This window comes from Dysosmobacter sp. HCP28S3_G4 (assembly GCF_052065175.1).
In the GTDB taxonomy this organism is placed as follows: Bacteria; Bacillota; Clostridia; order Oscillospirales; family Oscillospiraceae; genus Oscillibacter.
Window position 1 is genome coordinate 19625 of record NZ_JBQHUP010000007.1, and the last position, 17681, is coordinate 37305.

Here is a 17681-nt window from a genome sequence, read left to right on the forward strand (position 1 = left end):
ATTTCCTCCTAAAACGTTTCTCTCTGTCTTTTCCCGGCAGGTCAGATGTCATACACCGGGACGAAGCTCTGGCTCAGTCCGTCCACCAGTCCCTTGTCCGTGATGACGATGCCCGGCAGCACCGGCAGGGACATGATGGCGGTCTCCAGCAGCTTCACGGTGCCGTCGCTGATGTCGTTCAGGGCCGTCTGGACCTGGCTGATCTGCTCCGCCACCTTTTCGCAGGACTCCTGGGACATGAGGCCCGCCGCCGGCAGGGGCAGGCAGGTGGCCGCTCCGTCCGCCGCGGCGCACACACCGCCGCCGCACTTCCGCAGGGTCTCCGCCGCCAGGAAGGCGCTGTCCGTGTCCCGGTAGGCCACGGTGAGGTTGTGGCTGTCGTGGGAGACGGTGGAGGCCAGAGCGCCCCGGTTCAGGCCGAAGCTCTCGTACACGGCGATGGTCTTGCCGCCGGTGCCGTAGCGGTTGGCCACCGCCACGAACAGCAGTTCGGGATGGCCGCTGATGTCCACGGCGCCGTCCTTCACCGGCAGCTCCACGGTTTTGGCGGTCCGCAGGACCCGGCCCGCGTCCAGGGGCGTAATGACCCGGACGGGGATGGTGTCCCCCTGCCACCCCTCCGGCACCAGCATCCGGAAGTCGTCCGCGCACCGGATCTGGGGCACGTTGACGGTGTTGACGAAGTCGTAGGCGCCCTCCTGGCGGTCGCCGCCCAGATACTGCCCGTTCTCCGCCACCAGACGGCCCTCCACGAACACGGCGTCGGGCATCCGGCCGTCCAGCTCCTTCACCAGCTGGATGTCCGCGATGTAGCCGGGGGCCACGGCGCCCAGGTCGTCGAAGCCGTACTCCCGGGCGGCGTTGAGGGTGCCCATCTTGATGACCTCACGGCCGTCCAGACCCGCCTGTACCGCCTTCCGGACCACCCGGTTGATATGGCCGGTGGTCAGCAGGTCCTTGGCGTGGACGTCGTCGGTGCAGATGGACACGAAGTCCCGCCAGAGGTGATCCCGGCAGCCGTCCACCAGATCGGTCAGATTGTCGATGAGGGAGCTGGCCCGCAGGTTCACGTGGATGCCGCAGCGCAGCTTCTCCCGGACCTCGGCGGCGGTGGCGCTCTCATGGTCGCTCTGGGGACCGCCCACCCGGTAGGCCGCCAGCTCCTTGCCGCTGACGTAGGGGGCGTGGCCCTGGAGATACATTCCCCGCTTCTCGCCCTCGTCGATGATGCTGTGCATCCGGGGGCTGTCCTGATAGACGCCCACGAAGTCCATGATCTCCGCGATGCCCACCACGCCGTCCATGTCCAGCAGTTCGCCCACCTCTTCGGCGCCGAACACGGCGCCAGTGCTCTCCAGTTCCGGCACGGCGGGCACGCAGGAGGGCGCCAGCACATACTGCCGCAGGGCGGACTTTTTGGCGTTCTCCAGCATGAACTTCACGCCGTCCACGCCCATGACGTTGCCGATCTCATGGGGGTCTGTGCAGATGGTGGTGGTGCCCCAGGGCAGGATGGCCCGGCTGAGGTTCTCCGGGATCATCATGGTACTCTCCACGTGCATGTGGGTGTCGATGAAGCCGGGGATCAGATAGCTGCCCTTGCCATCGTAATACGATGCGGCGGGCAGGGGCGCCTCCTGGCCCTCCTCCCGCACCCGGACCACGAAGCCGTCCAGAATGTCCACCTCTGCCGGATAAATCTCGCCGGTGAACACGTTGAAGTACTGCACATTTCCGATGGTCAGATCACAGGGGAGCTTCCCCATGGCCGCCTGGATCAGACGGCTTCTGTCTTTCGTCTTTCTGGTTCTCATATCGTCCTCCATTTCTCACCGCGTATTCCTCAAACAGCAGACAAAGGCGCAGCCTGTGGACGCCGCGCTTTTGCAGTCATACCCTACTATAATATTAGAAAATGCCGGATTGTCAATATCTCTCCGCGCCTTTTCCGACCATGTTCACCCCGTTGGCTGTTTTCGCCGCTTCTTTGTATAGATTTCCCCTGTGCCGGACGCTCTATCCCTGTCCGGCGGCCGACGGATCAGGAAAACCGGCCGGAACGCCCATCTTTATTTTTGCAGGAGCCGCCACAGCGTGGTGCGGCTGATGCCCAGGCGCTTCGCGGCGGCAGTCTGGTTGCCGCCGGTCTCCTCCACCACCCGGTGAGCCACGTCCTGGTTGATCTCGTCCATGGTCCGGTTCAGATCCAGCGGGACGGCAGCGTTTTCCGCCCGCGGAGAGAAGGCACCCACATGGCGTTCCTTCCGCAGCAGCTGCCGCACATTGTCCGCGGTGATGATGGCCCCGGGGGCGGTGACAGCCAGCTCCCCGATGACCCGGCGGAACTGGGTGTAGTTGTGGGGCCACTGGAAGTTTTGCAGCAGGTTCATGGCCTCCGGCTCCGCGCCCACGATGCGCCGGGGCAGATCCGTGTTCAGATGGCTCAGGGACAGGTTCACCAGCGTGGGGATGCGCTCCGCCATCTGCCGCAGCGGCGGCAGGTACAGCGACAGGCAGCACAGCTTGTCGATGAACTGGGAGCCTATGGTGGAGATGTACTCTCCGGGTTGGCAGACGCAGGAGAACAGCACCCGGTTCCGCCGGCAGACATCCATCTCCGCCAGGGCCGCCAGCAGCTGCTGGCGGCGTTCCTGCGTCAGCACGTCGATGCTGGCAAAATACAGGGTATTGCCCTCGTCCGCCAGTGGAGAGTTGTGGTGCTCCAGCAGGAAGGTCCAGCTCTTGTCGTTCAGCAGACTGCAATTGATGGTGATCAGCGGGTTGTTTTTCAGCTGGCTCCGCATATACAGCGCACCCACCACAAATTCCTTGCCGGTGCCGTCCTCTCCGGTGACCATGGCCGGTGCGGTGCTCTGGCTGATCTTGTCGATGTCGTCCTGAAGCTCGCCGATGGTGCCCGCAAAGCTGAAAATACTGTTGTAAAAGGCGCTCTCCGCCTCCGGCCGTGTGGAAAACCGGATGCCCACCTGATTGGGCGACAGCGGCGTCTTCCGGGTGTCCACATAGAACGCGATGTAGGAGAGGCTCCCGGAGTCGATCCGCCGCGCCCGGATGGAATACAGCATCCCCCCCACATTCCGGATGATGCGCCGCTCCATCTCGTTCCGGGACTCCGGCAGCTCCCGCCGCAGCAGCTCCAGCAGCTCCGGCCGCGGGGCGTCCATGGTGGAGAGAAAGAGATTTCCATCGCTGTCAAAGACCAGGGTCTGTCCGATCTGGCCCTGGATCACCTCCCGGAAGAACTGGTTTTCATCCCGCAGATGCTGCTGGCTCTGACACAGCATCAGCGCCTGGTCAAAGGCCTTGCGGATGCTGTCCAGCGAGGAGGTGATCAGCAGGGAGTTCATGCCCAGCCGCTGGGCGGTGGTGTTGGCCACCATGTCTCCCAGGATGGCCTGATACCGCTCCTTTTGCAGGTTCAGCAGGATGTTCTCCATGTCTTCGTTGGACTCATAGATGAAGATGTCCAGATCATATGAACAAACCCATTCTCGGCATCACCATGGGCGACCCCTTCGGCAACGGCCCGGAGATCACTGTCAAGGCCCTGGCTGACAAGACCATCTACGACCGCTGCCGTCCCCTGGTCATCGGCGACGTGTCCTGCATGGAGTACGCCGCCAAGGTGGCCAAAAAGGTCTCCGGTCTCGATATGAAGATCCGGGGCATCCGCTCCGTCAGCGAGGCCAACTACGAGTACGGCGTCATCGACGTATACGACTTGGGGCTGGTCAAGGCGGAGGACATTCCCAACGATCCCGAAGATCCCAAGCCCTTCGGTCTGGGCGCCACCGCCCTGGGCGGCGAGGCCGCCTTCCAGTACGTGAAGAAGGTCATCGAGCTGGCCATGGCCGGTGAGGTGGACGCCACCATCACCAACGCCCTGAGCAAGGAGGCCATCAACATGGCCGGCCACCACTACAGCGGCCACACCGAGATCTACGCCGACTACACCCACACCTCCAAGTACACCATGATGCTGGCCCATGAGGAGCTGCGGGTGGTCCACGTCTCCACCCACGTCTCCCTGCGGGAGGCCTGCGACCGGGTGAAAAAGGACCGGGTGCTGGACGTCATCCGCATCGCCAACGCAGGCTGCAAGGCCATCGGCATCAAGGAGCCCAAGATCGCCGTGGCCGGTCTGAACCCCCACTGCGGCGAGAACGGCATGTTCGGCCGGGAGGAGATTGAGGAGATCCAGCCCGCCATCGACGCCGACATGGCCGAGGGCATCATCATCCCCGACAAGAAACCCACCCCGCCGGACACCGTGTTCTCCAAGGCGCTGGGCGGTTGGTACGACATCGTGGTGGTCATGTACCACGATCAGGGCCACATCCCCCTGAAGGTCAAGGGCTTTGTGTACAACAAGGCCGAGGGCCACTGGGACGCCGTGGCCGGCGTCAACGTGACGCTGGGCCTGCCCATCATCCGCTCCTCCGTGGACCACGGCACCGGCTTCGGCCATGCCGGAAACGGCCACGCCAACGAGCTGAGCCTGGTCAACGCCATGGACTACGGCATCCGCATGGCCAACGCCAAGGCGGAAAACTGATCCCCATCCAGAACGGTCTTTCACCGGCAGAACCGGAAAAGAAATAGAACCCACCAACATTTTGAAGGGAGAACCACTATGAAAAAAGTATTCGCTCTGATTCTTGCACTGGCCATGTCCCTGTCCCTGGCCGCCTGCGGCGGCAGCGGCAGCAGCAGCGCCTCCACCGCTTCCAGTGCCTCTGCCAGCGCTGCCGGCAGCTCCGCCTCCACTGACTCCACCGGCCTCACCGGCCCCGTAAACCTGACTTTCGCCGCTCAGGAAGTGGGCACCGGCGCCTACACCATCGCCGCCGCTCTGCAGTCCGCCATGCTGAAGGGCCTGCCCTCCGGCTCCACCATCGACCTGACCACCAACTCCCCCGGCGGCGTGGGCGCCCCCGTACTGATCCAGAACGAGGAGTGCGACATCATCGTCGCCAACGCCGGTCCTGCTCAGTGGAGCTACGAGAAGGGCGCTGACGAGTACGACTTCGGCGGCTGCACCGACATCGCCACTCTGGGCGGCGGCCTGGGCCACACCTTCACCAACGTCATGTTCACCCAGAAGTTCGTGGACGAGACCGGCTACACCTCTCTGGAGGAGGTCATCGCCGACAAGTATCCTATCAAGCTGATCACCAAGAAGAACGGCTCCCTGGGCGAGCTGACCGCCGAGCGCGTCATCGAGGCCTGCGGCATCACCGTGGAGGAGTTCCTGTCCTTCGCCACCTGGGAAAAGACCGGCGGCGACGCCATCAAGAGCGGCCTGCAGGACGACCTGTATGACATGACCATCGACCACATCGAGGCCGGTCAGTCCAACACCACCGAGCTGTGCCTGACCCACGACATGTACTTCGTTCAGCTGTCCGACGCAACCCTGGCCAACATGGAGGAGATGGGCTACGCCCCCATCGTCATGGAGGCTGGCACCTGGAACAAGCAGACCACCGATATCAACTCCATGGGCTCCCAGCAGAACATCCTGGTCTCCGCCAGCATGGATGAGGACGTTGCCTACGCTCTGACCAAGGCCGTCTGCGAGAACAAGGCCGACCTGGCCTCCGCCGTGGCCTCCATGAGCTACTTCGATCCCGCCGTGGCCGGCACCAAGTCCTTCGCCGGCTGCCCCCTGCATCCCGGCGCCGCCCGCTACTATGCGGAGATGGGCTACGACTACGACGCCTGAGCTGACCGTCATTTAACAGAAAGAAGGAGCAGATATGCCTGAGCTTCTGAAAGGAAACGCCGCCATTATCACCGGTTCCTCCCGGGGCATCGGGCGGGCCATCGCCCTGGCCTTTGCCCAAAACGGCGCCGATGTGGTGATCCACGGCACGCGTGAGGACGCCCTGCGGCAGCTGCAGGACGAGATCCGGGCGCTGGGCGTCCGCTGCGAGTATGTGGCGGGAGACATCGGTGACTACGCCACGGCGGAACGGCTTGCGGAAACATGCCTGCGGGCCTACGGAAAGATCGACACGTTGGTGAACAACGCCGGCATCAACAGCCGCTACAGCTTTGCCGACGTCACGTCCGAGGAGTGGGACCGCATGATCCGGACCAACCTGACCAGCGCGTTTTACACCTGCAAGTGCGTCGTGTCCCACATGCTGGAGCGGAAGAGCGGCTGCATCATCAACATGTCCTCCTCCGCCGGCAAGACCGCCCATCCCAACGCCTCGGTGTGCTACGGCGTCTCCAAGGCGGGGATCAACTCCCTGACCCAGAAGCTGGCATATGACCTGGCTCCCCAGGGCATTCGTGTCAACGCGGTCTGTCCCGGTCCCATCGAGACCGACATGTCTCAGCAGTGGACTCCCGAATACCGGGAAAAGGTGTTCAGCACGATTCCGCTGCGCCGCCTGGGCAGAGGCGAGGATGTGGCCAACGTCGCCGTGTTCCTCGCTTCGGAGATGTCCGCCTTCATCGTGGGCGAGTCCATCAACGTCAACGGCGGCAAGTACATGAACTGATTTTCCCCGATATTCGATCAAATCCTGCGGCACACGGACCGGGGGGGGGGGCGGCCCGCCCGGTCCTGCTTTCCCACCGCATCTGTTTGCAAAAACAACCGATTCCCGCTGAGGAGGAAGATTCACTTGGAAGCTAACAAGAAAATAAATGTGCGGACGATCGCGGCCACGGCCGTCACCGCAGTGTTCTTCGCGTTCCAGATGTACATTGCCCTGGTCAAGCAGCTGACGCCCATGCTGCAGAGCCCCCTGCATCTGGTCTTCGCACTGACCCTGGTTTTCCTGTATTTTCCCGCTGATTACAACTATCGGAAAAAACTCCGCAAGGCCGCGGAAGCAAAGGGTGAGACGCCGGATCCCGTGCTGCTGAACAAGCGCGCCTGGATGAACTGGCTGGACATCCCCGCCTTCATCGGCATCGCCTACCTGCTGTGGTATGTCATCACCCAGAATGCCCGTCTGAATGACTTTGTGGTGGGCATTTCCGACGTCTACACCATCGACTACGTCTGCATGGTGGTGACCATTCTCCTTCTGCTCCTTGCGGTTTACCGGACGCTGGGCATCATGCTGACGGCCTTCATCGCCGTCTTCATCCTCTACGCCTGGACGGCCCCCTATCTGCCCGGCATCCTATACACCAAGCCCAAGTCCACCATGCTGAAGTTTCTGAACCAGTTCACCGCCGGCATGGTCATGACGGAGAGCGGCATCTTCGGCACGCCGCTGTACACCAGCGCCAGCACGCTGTTCTATTTCATGGTCTTCGGCGCGTTCTTCTCCACCATCGGCGGCGGACAGCTGCTGATCGATCTGGGCATGAAGGTCTCCAACAAGTCCTCCGGCGGTCCCGCCAAGGCGGCCGTGCTGTCCTCCGGCCTGATGGGCATGATCTCCGGCTCCGCCGTGGCCAACGTGGCAACCACCGGCGTTATGACCATCCCCATGATGAAAAAGATCGGCTATGAGCCCGAGGAGGCCGGCGCCGTTGAGGCCGTGGCCTCCACCGGCGGCCAGATCATGCCTCCCATCATGGGCGTCGGCGCGTTCATCATGGCCGAGATGCTGGGCATCAACTACATGAAGGTCGCCGCCGCGGCCATCATCCCCGCCGTTGCCTATTACTTCGCCGTGTTCGTCCTGGTGGACCGCATCGCCGCCAAGCGCGCCGCCAACATCGACTCCAACGTGGACGCCTCCATCCAGGTGGACCGCAAGATTCTGCCCCGGCTGTTCCTGCTGATCCCCGCCCTGCTGCTGGTGATCTGGATCATCCGCGGCGCCTCCCTGATGCGCGCCGGCATGATCGGTATCTTCGCCTGCATCGCCTGCGACGTGGTCAACTACTTCGTCAACAAGGAGGACTTCATCGACCTGAAGGGCCTCTGGAACTGCTGCGTCGACGGCGCCAAGCAGGCGGCCAGCATCGCCATTCCCACCGCCGCCTGCGGCATCATCATCAACGTCGTCACCGGTCAGACCTCTCTGGCCACCAACCTGTCCAACCTGATCAGCGCTCTGGGCACGGAGAACCTGTTCGTGGCGCTGCTGATCGCCATGGTGGGCTGCATGATCCTGGGTATGGCCCTGCCCACCGTGGCGGCCTATCTGGTGGGCACCATCCTGTTCGTGCCCTGCATCCGGCCCATCCTGCTGGCCACCGGCATGGCGGAGTTCACCGCCAACCTGTGCGCCAACATGTTCGTGTTCTACTACGGCATCATGGCCCAGATCACGCCGCCTGTCTGCGTCGCCTCGTACACCGCCGCAGGCATTGCGGACGGCAACGCCATGAAGACCGGTCTGAAGGGCTTCTCCTTCGCTCTGGTCGGCTTCCTGGTGCCCTTCGTCTTTGTGTACAATCCCGCCATCCTGCTGCAGGGCACCGTGGTGGAGATCGTCATCGCCACCGCGCAGATGGCTCTGGGCACCTATTTCCTGGCCATCACAGTGTCCGGTTTCTTCAAGCGGAACCTGAAGGCCTGGGAGCGCATCGCTCTGTTTGCGGCCGCCATCTGCCTGATCGCCCCGGAGGTCATCAGCACCGTGATCGGCATCGTGCTGGGCCTCGCCATCCTGTCCCTGGACTCCATTGCCGCGAAGAAGGCCGCCAAAGCCGCCTGATCCCCGGCTGCCCGCAAGCCGGCGGGGGAAGCAGTCCCCCGGGACCGTTTCCCCCCGCGTCCCTCCCATTTCGAACAGAAAGGTTGTTGAGTTTATGAAGTATCCCGTTCTGCCGGGACTGACTCCCGACGGCACCGTATATGAGAATGCCGTCATGGGAACGGTGGAGGCCATGCTGCCTCCCGGCCCCTTTGCCACCGCCCACGCCCCCGCCCTGCTGGAGCTTCCCAACGGCGATCTGCTGTGCGCCTGGTTCGCCGGCTCCTATGAGGGCAGCGCGGATGTCAGCATCGTCTGTGCCCGTCTGCCCAAAGACGGCACCCGGTGGAGCGAGCCGGTCCGGGTCTCCTGCGATCCCCACCGCAGCGAGCAGAATCCCTCTCTGTTCCTGGCACCCAGCGGCGAGGTCTGGGCCATGTACACCGCCCAACTGGACCGGATGGAGGGCAAGGACAACATGCAGTTCACCTCCGTTGTCCGCCGCCAGAAAAGCACCGACGGCGGCCTGACCTGGAGCGACTATGACGTGGTGTTCCCCGAGGAGGGCACCTTCTGCCGCCAGCCCATCCAGATCCTGTCCAACGGCCGCTGGATCTTCGGCAACTGGATCTGCTCCGACAGCGCCTCCGGTCTGGCAGGCGATCCCTCCGCCTTCCGCATCTCCGACGATCAAGGCGCCACCTGGCGCCGGGTGGACATGCCCGGGAGCCACGGCCGGGTCCATCCCAACGTGGTGGAGCTGGAAAACGGCCATCTGGCGGCGTTCATGCGCAGCCGGGCCGCGGACTTCATCTACCGCAGCGAGTCCTTTGACTGGGGCGGCACCTGGTCCGAGCCGGTCCCCACGCCGCTGCCCAACAACAACTCCAGCATCAGCGCCGTCAAGCTGCGCAGCGGCCGCGTGGCCATCGCCTACAATCCCACCTGCACGCCTGAGCCCAAGGCTGACGAGGCCGCGTGGCCCGGCCTGCGCTGCCCGGTGGCGGTGGCCCTGTCCGAGGACGGCGGCCTGACCTTCCCCCTGATCCGCTATATGGAGCTGGGCGAGGGCTATGTGGGCGCCGAGAATTCCACCAACAACCGTCAGTATGAGTATCCCTACCTGATGCAGAGCCAGGACGGTATGCTCCATTTGGCCTTTGCCTATCAGACCCGCCGGGGCGTCAAATGGATGTCCTTCTCCGAGGAGGACGTCATTGGCCGGAAGCGTGAGACCGTCGGCCTGTACAATCCCACCGCGGCACAGTCCCGGTGACCGCATATCCCGGCACCCAGGGATGCGGCAGTGAAAAGCGCCTGCCATCCGCCGCGGATGACAGGCGCTTTTCGCCGGTATTCTGATCTATCGTCCATCGTTCCGCCAACGCGGAGAAAGGAGTTCTCTTATGGGATGTAAATTTGAACTGGAACACATCGGCATCAACTGTAACGACCCCCAGGCAGCCTGGGAACTGGCGCAGCTGCTCAGCACCGCCTTCGGTCTGATGCCCCGCAGCGGGCAGAAGTCCGAGTTCGCCGGTGATTATTTCGAGTGCATGAAATCCCCGTTTCTGGGAACCAAGGGGCATATCGCCATGAGGACCCCCGACCTGACCGCCGCCATGGAGGAGCTGAAGGAAAAGGGCTTCCGCTTCAACCTCGATACAGCCGCCTACAGTGCGGACGGCCATCTGAAAAACATCTATCTCGACGGTGAGTTCGGCGGCTTCGCCATCCACATTCTCCAGAAGTAACGCCATGGCTCCGGCACAAAAAAGCAAGGGCATCGGGCTCATCGTTCTGTCCTCGTTTTTCTTCGCGCTGATGAGCGCCTTTGTCAGCATGGTGGGAGATCTTCCCTTTTTTCAAAAAGCCCTGTTCCGGAACGCCGTAGCCATGGTGGTATCCGGAGTGCTTCTGCTGCGGCGGAGGATCCCGGTCCGTGTCCCGGCAGGCTGCGGCGGGCCGCTGGCATCCCGCATCCTCTGTGGGATGCTGGGTGTCTTCTGTAACTACTACGCCATCGGCCATCTGCCCCTGGCCAGTTCCAATTCTCTGAGCAAGTTGAGTCCCTTCTTCGCCATCCTCTTCGCGGCGGTCTTTCTGAAGGAGCGTCTCAGCCGGGTCCAATTGGGCTGCATCGCCCTGGCACTGACAGGCAGTTCCCTTCTCATCCTGCCGAACTTGCAGACACTGGGCCTCGCCTCCTGCGTCGCCCTGCTGGGCGGCATTGCCTCCGGCGGCGCCCACGTCTCCCTGCGTGCCCTGCGGAAGCGTGGGGAGACGGACAGTTCCGCCATTGTATTTCTGTTCTGTCTCGTCTCCACGGCAGTGGCTCTGGCGCCCAGCCTGCGGTATTGGGTCCCTATGTCCGGCCGGCAGCTGCTGTACATGCTGCTGGCAGGCTCCTCCTGCACCGTGGCGCAGTACGCGCTGACGGCCGCCTACTGTTACGCGCCGCCCAAGGATATCTCCATTTACGACAGCTCCCAGATCATTTTCTCCGGTCTGATGGGCTATCTGCTGTTCCATCAGATCCCGTCTCCCCTGAGCCTGCTGGCCTACGCCCTGATCATTCTGGCCTCCGCCCTGCTGTTTTTCCACTACCGCTGGGAGGAGGGCCGAACAGGACCTTGATCGTATCCCGTCAGGCGGGAAACCGGCAAAAAAAGAGCACCCGCTCAGGGTGCTCTTTTGTCGTCTCCGATGGTTCTCTTTACTTCTCCGCGAAATACCGCCGGGTGGTCTCCGCGTCGGCGGCGATCTGGGAGCGGAGGGCGTCCAGGGAGTCGAAGCGGATCTCGTCCCGCAGGTGGCTGAAGAACTCCAGCCGCAGCGTCTTGCCGTAGAGGTCGCCGTCGTAGTCCAGCAGGCTGGCCTCCACCGTGATGTCCGTGCCGTTGTTCACCGTGGGACGGGTGCCCACGTTGGTGACGGCGGCGTAGAACGCGCCGTCCGGCAGGGTGACCCGGGTGGCGTAGACGCCGTGGGCAGGCACCAGCACATGGGCGGGCACCGTCAGATTGGCGGTGGGGAACAGCCGGGAGGAGCCGATGCCCCGCCCGTGGCCCACCGTGCCGGTGAGGGTGTGGGGATGGCCCAGGAAGGCGGCGGCCCGGTCCATCTGTCCCAGCTCCACCAGACGGCGGATGTAGGTGGAGCTGACGGTGATGCCGCCCACCTCCACCTTGGGGATGATGTCGCAGCCCAGCCCCAGTTCGGCGCACTTGGCTGCCAGCAGCTCCGGAGAGCCCTGATTCTTATGGCCGAAGTGGTGGTCGTGGCCCGCCACCAGATGGACGGCGTGATACCGCTTCACCAGGATCTCCGTGACGAAGCCGTCCCAGGGCGTGGTCATCATCTCCCGGTCAAAGGGCACCATCAGCACGTCGCTGATGCCGTACAGACGGCGCAGCAGGTCCTTCCGGTCCTCCGGAGAGTTGATGAGGGGGCATGGGATGCCGGTGACCACCTCCTTGGGAGGCCGGTCAAAGGTGAAGACGGCGGGCGTGCAGTCCCGCTTCCGGGCCTCCTCCGCCGTCCGGCGCAGAAGGGCGCCGTGGCCCAGATGAACGCCGTCGAAAAAGCCCAGTGCGATGACACGTTGTTTCATGGGATCAGTCCTTACTTCCGTACTTACGTTCCGAAGAAATTTTTCACAGCGGTGAGGGTGCCGCCCTTGGCCTCCGACAGGCAGAGAAACGTCCCGTCCCCGCCGTAGACCCGGTAGGTGCCGTCCTTCAGGCGGGCGTCGGTGATGGGATTGCCGTTGCGGACCCGGTTCTCCCTGCCGGGAGACGGGATGGTATAGGCCGGATAGGGCGCGAAATAGGCGTCCAGCGGCAGCAGGACGGCCTCGCCCCGCTCCTGCACCGTCTCCACCGTCACCGTCCGGTCGATGGTGAACCCGGCGGCCATGGTACGGCGCAGGCCGGACATGCACCCGCCGCAGCCCAGGGCCTGTCCGATGTCGTGGCAGAGGCTGCGGATGTACGTGCCCTTGGAGCAGACGCACCTCAGCCGCCACTCCGCCGGGCCGGTCTGTTCCAGCAGCTCCAGTTCAAAAATGGTGATCTCCCGGGGCTTCCGCTCCACCTCCCGGCCCTGCCGGGCCAGGTCACAGAGCTTCTGTCCGTTGACCTTCAGTGCGGAGTACATGGGCGGCACCTGCCGGATGGTCCCGGTGAACTGAGGCATCACCGCCTCCAGTTCCGCCCGGGTGACGCTGACAGGCCGCTCCTCCAGCACCGTGCCGGTACTGTCCTGGGTGTCGGTGACGAGTCCCAGCCGCAGGAGGGCCTCATATTCCTTCTCCCCGCGCTCGGCGAAGGAGACGGCCTTGGTGGCCGCCCCCACGAATACCGGCAGGACCCCGGTGGCCATGGGGTCCAGGGTACCGGCGTGGCCCACCCGCTTCTCATGGAGGATGCCCCGCAGCTTGGCGCAGACGTCCATGCTGGTCCATCCGGCGGGCTTGTCGATGATGACGATTCCGTTTGCCATTTCGTCGATAAAAACCTCTTTCAGTCAGGAATTCCTGCTTTTGAATTAGGAATTTTCCGGGAGTCGAAAATCAGGTCCATCCGGATATCCTCCGGACAAATCAATTCCTAATTCCTAACTCCTAATTCCTAATTATCCGAAGTCCGGCGCGTGTCTGGCGATGGCGGACAGGATCCTGGCCTTCACCTCCGCCAGCGGCGCCTCCACGGTGCAGCCCGCGGCGGCGGCGTGACCACCGCCCCCCAGCTCCCGGCAGACCTCCGTGGCGTTGATGCGGTCGCCGGTGCGGACGGACAGCTTCCACACATCGGGCCGCAGCTCCCGGAAGGTGACGGCGCAGTCCGTGCCCTCGATCTGCCCGCCCAGGGAGGACAGGTCCTCGGCGTCGCTCTCAGTGGCCTGAATGCGCTCCATCAGGGAGATGGGTACCATCAGGAACACCACCCGGCCCCGGTCGTAAAACTCCATGTTGCCCAGCATGTCCGCCTCCAGGGCCAGACGCTTCCGGGTCTTGGTGCGGAAGAACACCTTGTTGACGGCCCGGTAGTCGATGCCGGTGTCCATCAGCTCCGCCGCCACCCGATGGGTGTCGGCGGTGGTGTTGGCGTACTGGAAGCAGCCGGTGTCCGTGGACACCGCCACGTACAGCGGCAGGGCGATCTCCGGCGTGATGGGCCCCAGCTCCCGGAGGATGTCGTACACCAGCTCGCCGCAGGCGGCGGCCTCCGGCCGGACGATGTTCTCCTTTGCGAAATACTCAAAGGAGGGATGGTGGTCCATGGCCAGGTCCACCCGGTCCTTCCAGGGCAGGGCGTTGTCCGGGAACAGGCCCACGGTGGCGATGTCGGTGGACACCACCTTGTCCGGCGTGAAGCCCTCCGGAGCCAGATAGGGCGCCGCCACCGGGGCGGTGGTGTCCGTCAGGCCCGGATTGGGCAGCAGATACGCCGTCTTCCCCAGCGTCCGCAGGGCGGCGCACAGGGCCGCGGCGCAGCCCACCGTGTCCCCGTCCGGGCGCACGTGGGTGAGGATCAGCACATTGTCAAAGTCCCGCAGACGGGCGGCGGTCTCCTGAACGGTGAGCATGGGTCATTCCTCCGTTTCCGGCGCGCCGTCCCTCTGTTCCACGTCGTGGAGCAGCTCCAGGATGTGGGCGCCGTACTGGATGGAGTCGTCGGCGATGAACTGAAGCTCCGGAGTGTACCGCAGACGCAGAGACGCACCCAGCTCCCGCCGCAGGAAGCCGGCGGCGGACTTCAGGCCCTTCAGCACGTCCTTCTCCTGGGACTTGTCCAGAACGCTGATATAGACGCGGGAATAGCGCAGGTCGCCGGTGGTGTCCACACGGGTGATGGAGACCATGCCGGTCTGGGAGACCCGAGGGTCCTTCAGGCGGCGGATCTGGGCCGCCAGCTCCCGCTGGATCTCCTCGTTGATACGGCCGATGCGATTGCTTGCCATAATGGGATTCCTCCTTTTCGAGGTTTGTTTAGATGGTGACGCTCAGCCACCGCTGGCCCGGCTCCAGAAACTGGCGCAGCGTCTCCAGGTCGAAGTCCGCCAGGGTACCGCGGTAGTGGGGCGGACGCTTCCCGACATCATCTGACAGCCAGATGCTCCAAAGCTCCGCCGTCTCACCGGGATGCAGGTTCTCCGCCAGATACGCTTTCAGGGCGTTCAGATCCGCCTCTTCGGCCTCCAGCTCCAGCTCATACCGCCAGGGCTTGATGGGATAGTCCAAGGCGTCCACGGCGCTGCAGTAATAGAGATGCTCCTCCACCAGAAAGCCCCGTGGGATGGTGATGGAAACGGGTTCTCCCCGGACCATCACCGTGGAAGTGCGCTCCTCCTGCTGATCGCACAGCGGCAGCGGCCTGTCCGCCGCCAGAAGCCGGACCTGACTCATCGGTGTTCCCTCCCTGCGTCACGAAAAAACAGGGGGCGGCGACGAGGTCGCCGCCCCCTTTATTATTTGCAGCTGCCGGGCGATTACCGGGGGATCTCCTCCATGGTAAATGCCTCCACGATGTCGCCTTCCTTGATGTCGTTGAACTTTTCAACAGTCAGGCCGCACTCGTACTTCTGGGTGACCTCCTTGACGGAGTCCTTGAACCGCTGCAGGGAGGCCAGCACACCCTCGTGGATGACGATGCCGTCCCGGACCACGCGGACAGAGCAGTCCCGGACGATCTTGCCGTCCTGGACGTAGCAGCCGGCCACGGTGCCCACGCCGGAGACCTTGTAGGTCTGGCGGACCTCCGCGTGACCCAGCACCGCCTCCCGGAACTTGGGAGCCAGCATGCCCTTCATGGCCGCCTCGATCTCGTCGATGCAGTCGTAGATGACGCGGTACATCCGCATATCCACGTTCATGCGGGTGGCGGACTCCTGTGCCACGGCGTTGGGCCGGACGTTGAAGCCCACGATAATGGCGTTGGAGGACGCGGCCAGCATGACGTCGGACTCGTTGATGGCGCCCACGCCGCCGTGGATCACCTTCACGTTGACTTCCTCGTTGGACAGCTTCTCCAGAGACGCCTTCACGGCCTCCACGCTGCCCTGGACGTCGGCTTTGACGATGAGGGCCAGTTCCTTCCGCTCACCGGCGGAGATCTGGTCGAACAGGTTCTCCAGGGAGACCTTCTGGGCGGGGGCGTTGGCCTTGGCCCGCTCCTCCGCCTTCCGCTGCTCCACCAGCTCTCTGGCCATGCGCTCGTCGGCCACAGCGAAGAAGGGACTGCCGGCGGAGGGCGCCTCGCTGAGGCCCGTGACCTCCACGGGGACGGAGGGTCCGGCCTCCGTCAGGCGGCGGCCCTTGGAGTCCATCATGGTACGGACACGGCCCACGGCGGTGCCAGCGATGATGATGTCGCCCTGCTTCAGGGTGCCGTTCTGCACCAGCAGCGTGGCGATGGGGCCCCGGCCCTTGTCCAGCCGGGCCTCGATGACGGTGCCCTGACCGGCACGGTTGGGATTGGCCTTCAGCTCGCCCATCTCGGCGGTGAGCAGCACCATCTCCAGCAGGTTGTCGATGCCGATATTCTTCTTGGCGGAGATGGGGCAGCAGATGGTGTCGCCGCCCCAGTCCTCGGCCACCAGACCGTACTCGGTGAGCTGCTGCTTCACCCGCTCAGGATTGGCCTCGGGCTTGTCGATCTTGTTGATGGCCACGATGACGGGGATGTTGGCCGCCTTGGCGTGGTTGATGGACTCCACCGTCTGGGGCATGATGCCGTCCTCGGCGGCCACCACCAGAATGGCGATATCCGTGATCATGGCGCCGCGGGCACGCATGGAGGTGAACGCCTCATGGCCCGGCGTATCCAGGAAGGTGATGGGTCTGCCGTTGATCTGCACCTGATAGGCGCCGATGTGCTGGGTGATGCCGCCGGCCTCGCCGGAGGCCACGTTGGTGTTGCGGATGGCGTCCAGCAGGGAGGTCTTGCCGTGGTCGACATGGCCCATGACAACGACGACGGGGGCCCGGGGCACCAGATCCTCCGGCTTGTCCTCGTGGTCGTCGATGAGCTTTTCCTCGATGGTGACGGTGACCTCGTGCTCCACCTTGCAGCCCATCTCCTCGGCGATGATGGCGGCGGTGTCGAAGTCGATCATCTGGGGCAGAGAGGCCATGATGCCGTTCTTCATCAGGCACTTGACCACCTCGGCGCCGGTCTTCTTCATGCGGGAGGCCAACTCGCCCACGCTGATCTCGTCGGGGATCATCACCTTCAGGGGTGCCTTCTTGGCGATCTCCAGCTGGAGACGGCGCATCTTCTCCGCCTCGTCCTGACGGCGCTTGTTGGAGAAGGCGGGGCCGCCGGTGCGCTGGCGGTTCTGGCTGTGGATCTTCTCCTTGCCGCCACCGCCGCGGCGCTCCATCCGGGCGGCGCGCTCGCCGCCCAGCTCCTCCAGCCGCTGGTCGTACTTCTCCAGATTCACGTCGCCGCCCTTGCGGGTGTCCACGATCTTCTTCTGGGGCACCCGGGAGACGGGCTGCTGCACCGGCTGCTTCGCCTGCTGCTGGGGCTGGGCCGGACGGCCGCCCTGCTGCTGGGCCTTCGCCGCGTGCTGTCCCGCCTGGGCGGGCTGGGGTCTGCCGCCCTTGCCGTCCCGGCCGTCCTTCCGGGCGGGAGCGGGTGCGGGCGCAGGCGCGGCCTTCTTCTCCTGCTGCGCAGGCTGCTTCTTCTCCGGCTCCTTGGCGGTGTCCGCGAAGATCACCTGGATGCTGGAGACGGGATGCTTCTGCGTCAGACGCTCGAAGATAAAGGACAGCTCCTCGTCGGTGAGGACCTGCATATGGTTCTTCGGCGGATGTCCGAAGCTGGTCAGGATCTCCGTGATCTCCTTAGTGGGAAGGTTGAAGTCCTTCGCCACCTCATGCACTCTGTATTTTTCCATACCCAAATATAGCCACCTCGTTACCATCCGGCCCGGCGGCGTCTCCGGGAGGTCTCACACCTCACGGGACTTCCGCCCGGTCGGGAAAAATTCATCTATTTGCCCTCGGCAAATTCCGGAAGGCACTCACTGCGCCCCGGC

15 protein-coding genes are annotated in these 17681 nt (G+C 63.9%); 7 read left to right on the forward strand and 8 right to left on the reverse strand.

The genetic code is table 11. The annotated features are described in order from the left end of the window. Positions 1 to 41: 41 nt before the first annotated feature. Positions 42 to 1814, reverse strand: coding sequence for an adenine deaminase (locus ACTNBU_RS03080; protein WP_441030606.1), 1773 nt, complete (start codon positions 1812 to 1814; stop codon positions 42 to 44). 255 nt (positions 1815 to 2069) lie between these two features. Further along, complete coding sequence (locus ACTNBU_RS03085) at positions 2070 to 3458, reverse strand: PrpR N-terminal domain-containing protein (protein WP_441030608.1); 1389 nt, start codon at positions 3456 to 3458, stop codon at positions 2070 to 2072. A 38-nt stretch (positions 3459 to 3496) separates the two neighbouring features. On the opposite strand from ACTNBU_RS03085, the gene pdxA reads away from it, so the two are divergent. From pdxA to ACTNBU_RS03120, 7 genes are all read left to right on the forward strand, one after another. Then, complete coding sequence (gene pdxA / locus ACTNBU_RS03090; protein WP_441030610.1) at positions 3497 to 4576, forward strand: 4-hydroxythreonine-4-phosphate dehydrogenase PdxA; 1080 nt, start codon at positions 3497 to 3499, stop codon at positions 4574 to 4576. Between the two features lie 78 nt (positions 4577 to 4654). Further along, a complete protein-coding gene (locus tag ACTNBU_RS03095; protein WP_441030612.1) occupies positions 4655 to 5746 on the forward strand; it encodes a TAXI family TRAP transporter solute-binding subunit in 1092 nt (363 codons plus the stop codon). Positions 5747 to 5780: 34 nt separating this feature from the next. Further along, entirely contained in the window at positions 5781 to 6533 is a 753-nt protein-coding gene (locus ACTNBU_RS03100) for an SDR family NAD(P)-dependent oxidoreductase (RefSeq protein ID WP_441030614.1), read from the forward strand. Positions 6534 to 6683: 150 nt separating this feature from the next. Continuing rightward, positions 6684 to 8657 (forward strand): TRAP transporter permease, encoded by a 1974-nt coding sequence (locus tag ACTNBU_RS03105; protein WP_441030616.1) that lies wholly within the window; start codon positions 6684 to 6686, stop codon positions 8655 to 8657. A 94-nt stretch (positions 8658 to 8751) separates the two neighbouring features. Beyond that, positions 8752 to 9912 carry a sialidase family protein gene (locus ACTNBU_RS03110; RefSeq protein WP_441030618.1) on the forward strand — a complete coding sequence of 387 codons (1161 nt, stop codon included), beginning with the start codon at positions 8752 to 8754 and terminating at the stop codon, positions 9910 to 9912. Between the two features lie 130 nt (positions 9913 to 10042). Further along, a complete protein-coding gene (locus tag ACTNBU_RS03115; protein WP_441030620.1) occupies positions 10043 to 10390 on the forward strand; it encodes a 2-dehydro-3-deoxyphosphogluconate aldolase in 348 nt (115 codons plus the stop codon). Between the two features lie 4 nt (positions 10391 to 10394). Further along, entirely contained in the window at positions 10395 to 11273 is an 879-nt protein-coding gene (locus tag ACTNBU_RS03120) for a DMT family transporter (protein WP_441030622.1), read from the forward strand. 79 nt (positions 11274 to 11352) lie between these two features. On the opposite strand, the gene ribF is transcribed toward ACTNBU_RS03120, so the two are convergent. The 6 genes from ribF to infB all read right to left on the reverse strand — a co-directional run bounded on the left by ribF (position 11353) and on the right by infB (position 17540). After that, a complete protein-coding gene (ribF, locus tag ACTNBU_RS03125; protein ID WP_441030624.1) occupies positions 11353 to 12249 on the reverse strand; it encodes a riboflavin biosynthesis protein RibF in 897 nt (298 codons plus the stop codon). Between the two features lie 23 nt (positions 12250 to 12272). Next, positions 12273 to 13139 (reverse strand): tRNA pseudouridine(55) synthase TruB, encoded by an 867-nt coding sequence (truB, locus tag ACTNBU_RS03130; protein ID WP_441030626.1) that lies wholly within the window; start codon positions 13137 to 13139, stop codon positions 12273 to 12275. 132 nt (positions 13140 to 13271) lie between these two features. Continuing rightward, a complete protein-coding gene (locus ACTNBU_RS03135; protein WP_441030628.1) occupies positions 13272 to 14225 on the reverse strand; it encodes a DHH family phosphoesterase in 954 nt (317 codons plus the stop codon). Positions 14226 to 14228: 3 nt separating this feature from the next. Next, positions 14229 to 14600 carry a 30S ribosome-binding factor RbfA gene (gene rbfA, locus ACTNBU_RS03140; RefSeq protein ID WP_441030630.1) on the reverse strand — a complete coding sequence of 124 codons (372 nt, stop codon included), beginning with the start codon at positions 14598 to 14600 and terminating at the stop codon, positions 14229 to 14231. Positions 14601 to 14628: 28 nt separating this feature from the next. Next, positions 14629 to 15045 carry a hypothetical protein gene (locus ACTNBU_RS03145; protein ID WP_441030631.1) on the reverse strand — a complete coding sequence of 139 codons (417 nt, stop codon included), beginning with the start codon at positions 15043 to 15045 and terminating at the stop codon, positions 14629 to 14631. An 83-nt stretch (positions 15046 to 15128) separates the two neighbouring features. After that, the gene (gene infB, locus ACTNBU_RS03150) at positions 15129 to 17540 is read right to left on the reverse strand and encodes a translation initiation factor IF-2 (protein WP_441030633.1); all 2412 of its coding nucleotides are present in this window, start codon (positions 17538 to 17540) and stop codon (positions 15129 to 15131) included. Positions 17541 to 17681: the final 141 nt, after the last annotated feature.

Bases quoted from the DNA above. Each gene is read 5' to 3' on its own strand.
- ACTNBU_RS03080 (WP_441030606.1), bottom strand. From the start codon at position 1,814: ATGAGAACCAGAAAGACGAAAGACAGAAGCCGTCTGATCCAGGCGGCC.
- ACTNBU_RS03085 (WP_441030608.1), bottom strand. From the start codon at position 3,458: ATGGAGAACATCCTGCTGAACCTGCAAAAGGAGCGGTATCAGGCCATC.
- pdxA (WP_441030610.1), top strand. From the start codon at position 3,497: ATGAACAAACCCATTCTCGGCATCACCATGGGCGACCCCTTCGGCAAC.
- ACTNBU_RS03095 (WP_441030612.1), top strand. From the start codon at position 4,655: ATGAAAAAAGTATTCGCTCTGATTCTTGCACTGGCCATGTCCCTGTCC.
- ACTNBU_RS03100 (WP_441030614.1), top strand. From the start codon at position 5,781: ATGCCTGAGCTTCTGAAAGGAAACGCCGCCATTATCACCGGTTCCTCC.
- ACTNBU_RS03110 (WP_441030618.1), top strand. From the start codon at position 8,752: ATGAAGTATCCCGTTCTGCCGGGACTGACTCCCGACGGCACCGTATAT.
- ACTNBU_RS03115 (WP_441030620.1), top strand. From the start codon at position 10,043: ATGGGATGTAAATTTGAACTGGAACACATCGGCATCAACTGTAACGAC.
- ACTNBU_RS03120 (WP_441030622.1), top strand. From the start codon at position 10,395: ATGGCTCCGGCACAAAAAAGCAAGGGCATCGGGCTCATCGTTCTGTCC.
- ribF (WP_441030624.1), bottom strand. From the start codon at position 12,249: ATGAAACAACGTGTCATCGCACTGGGCTTTTTCGACGGCGTTCATCTG.
- truB (WP_441030626.1), bottom strand. From the start codon at position 13,139: ATGGCAAACGGAATCGTCATCATCGACAAGCCCGCCGGATGGACCAGC.
- ACTNBU_RS03135 (WP_441030628.1), bottom strand. From the start codon at position 14,225: ATGCTCACCGTTCAGGAGACCGCCGCCCGTCTGCGGGACTTTGACAAT.
- rbfA (WP_441030630.1), bottom strand. From the start codon at position 14,600: ATGGCAAGCAATCGCATCGGCCGTATCAACGAGGAGATCCAGCGGGAG.
- ACTNBU_RS03145 (WP_441030631.1), bottom strand. From the start codon at position 15,045: ATGAGTCAGGTCCGGCTTCTGGCGGCGGACAGGCCGCTGCCGCTGTGC.
- infB (WP_441030633.1), bottom strand. From the start codon at position 17,540: ATGGAAAAATACAGAGTGCATGAGGTGGCGAAGGACTTCAACCTTCCC.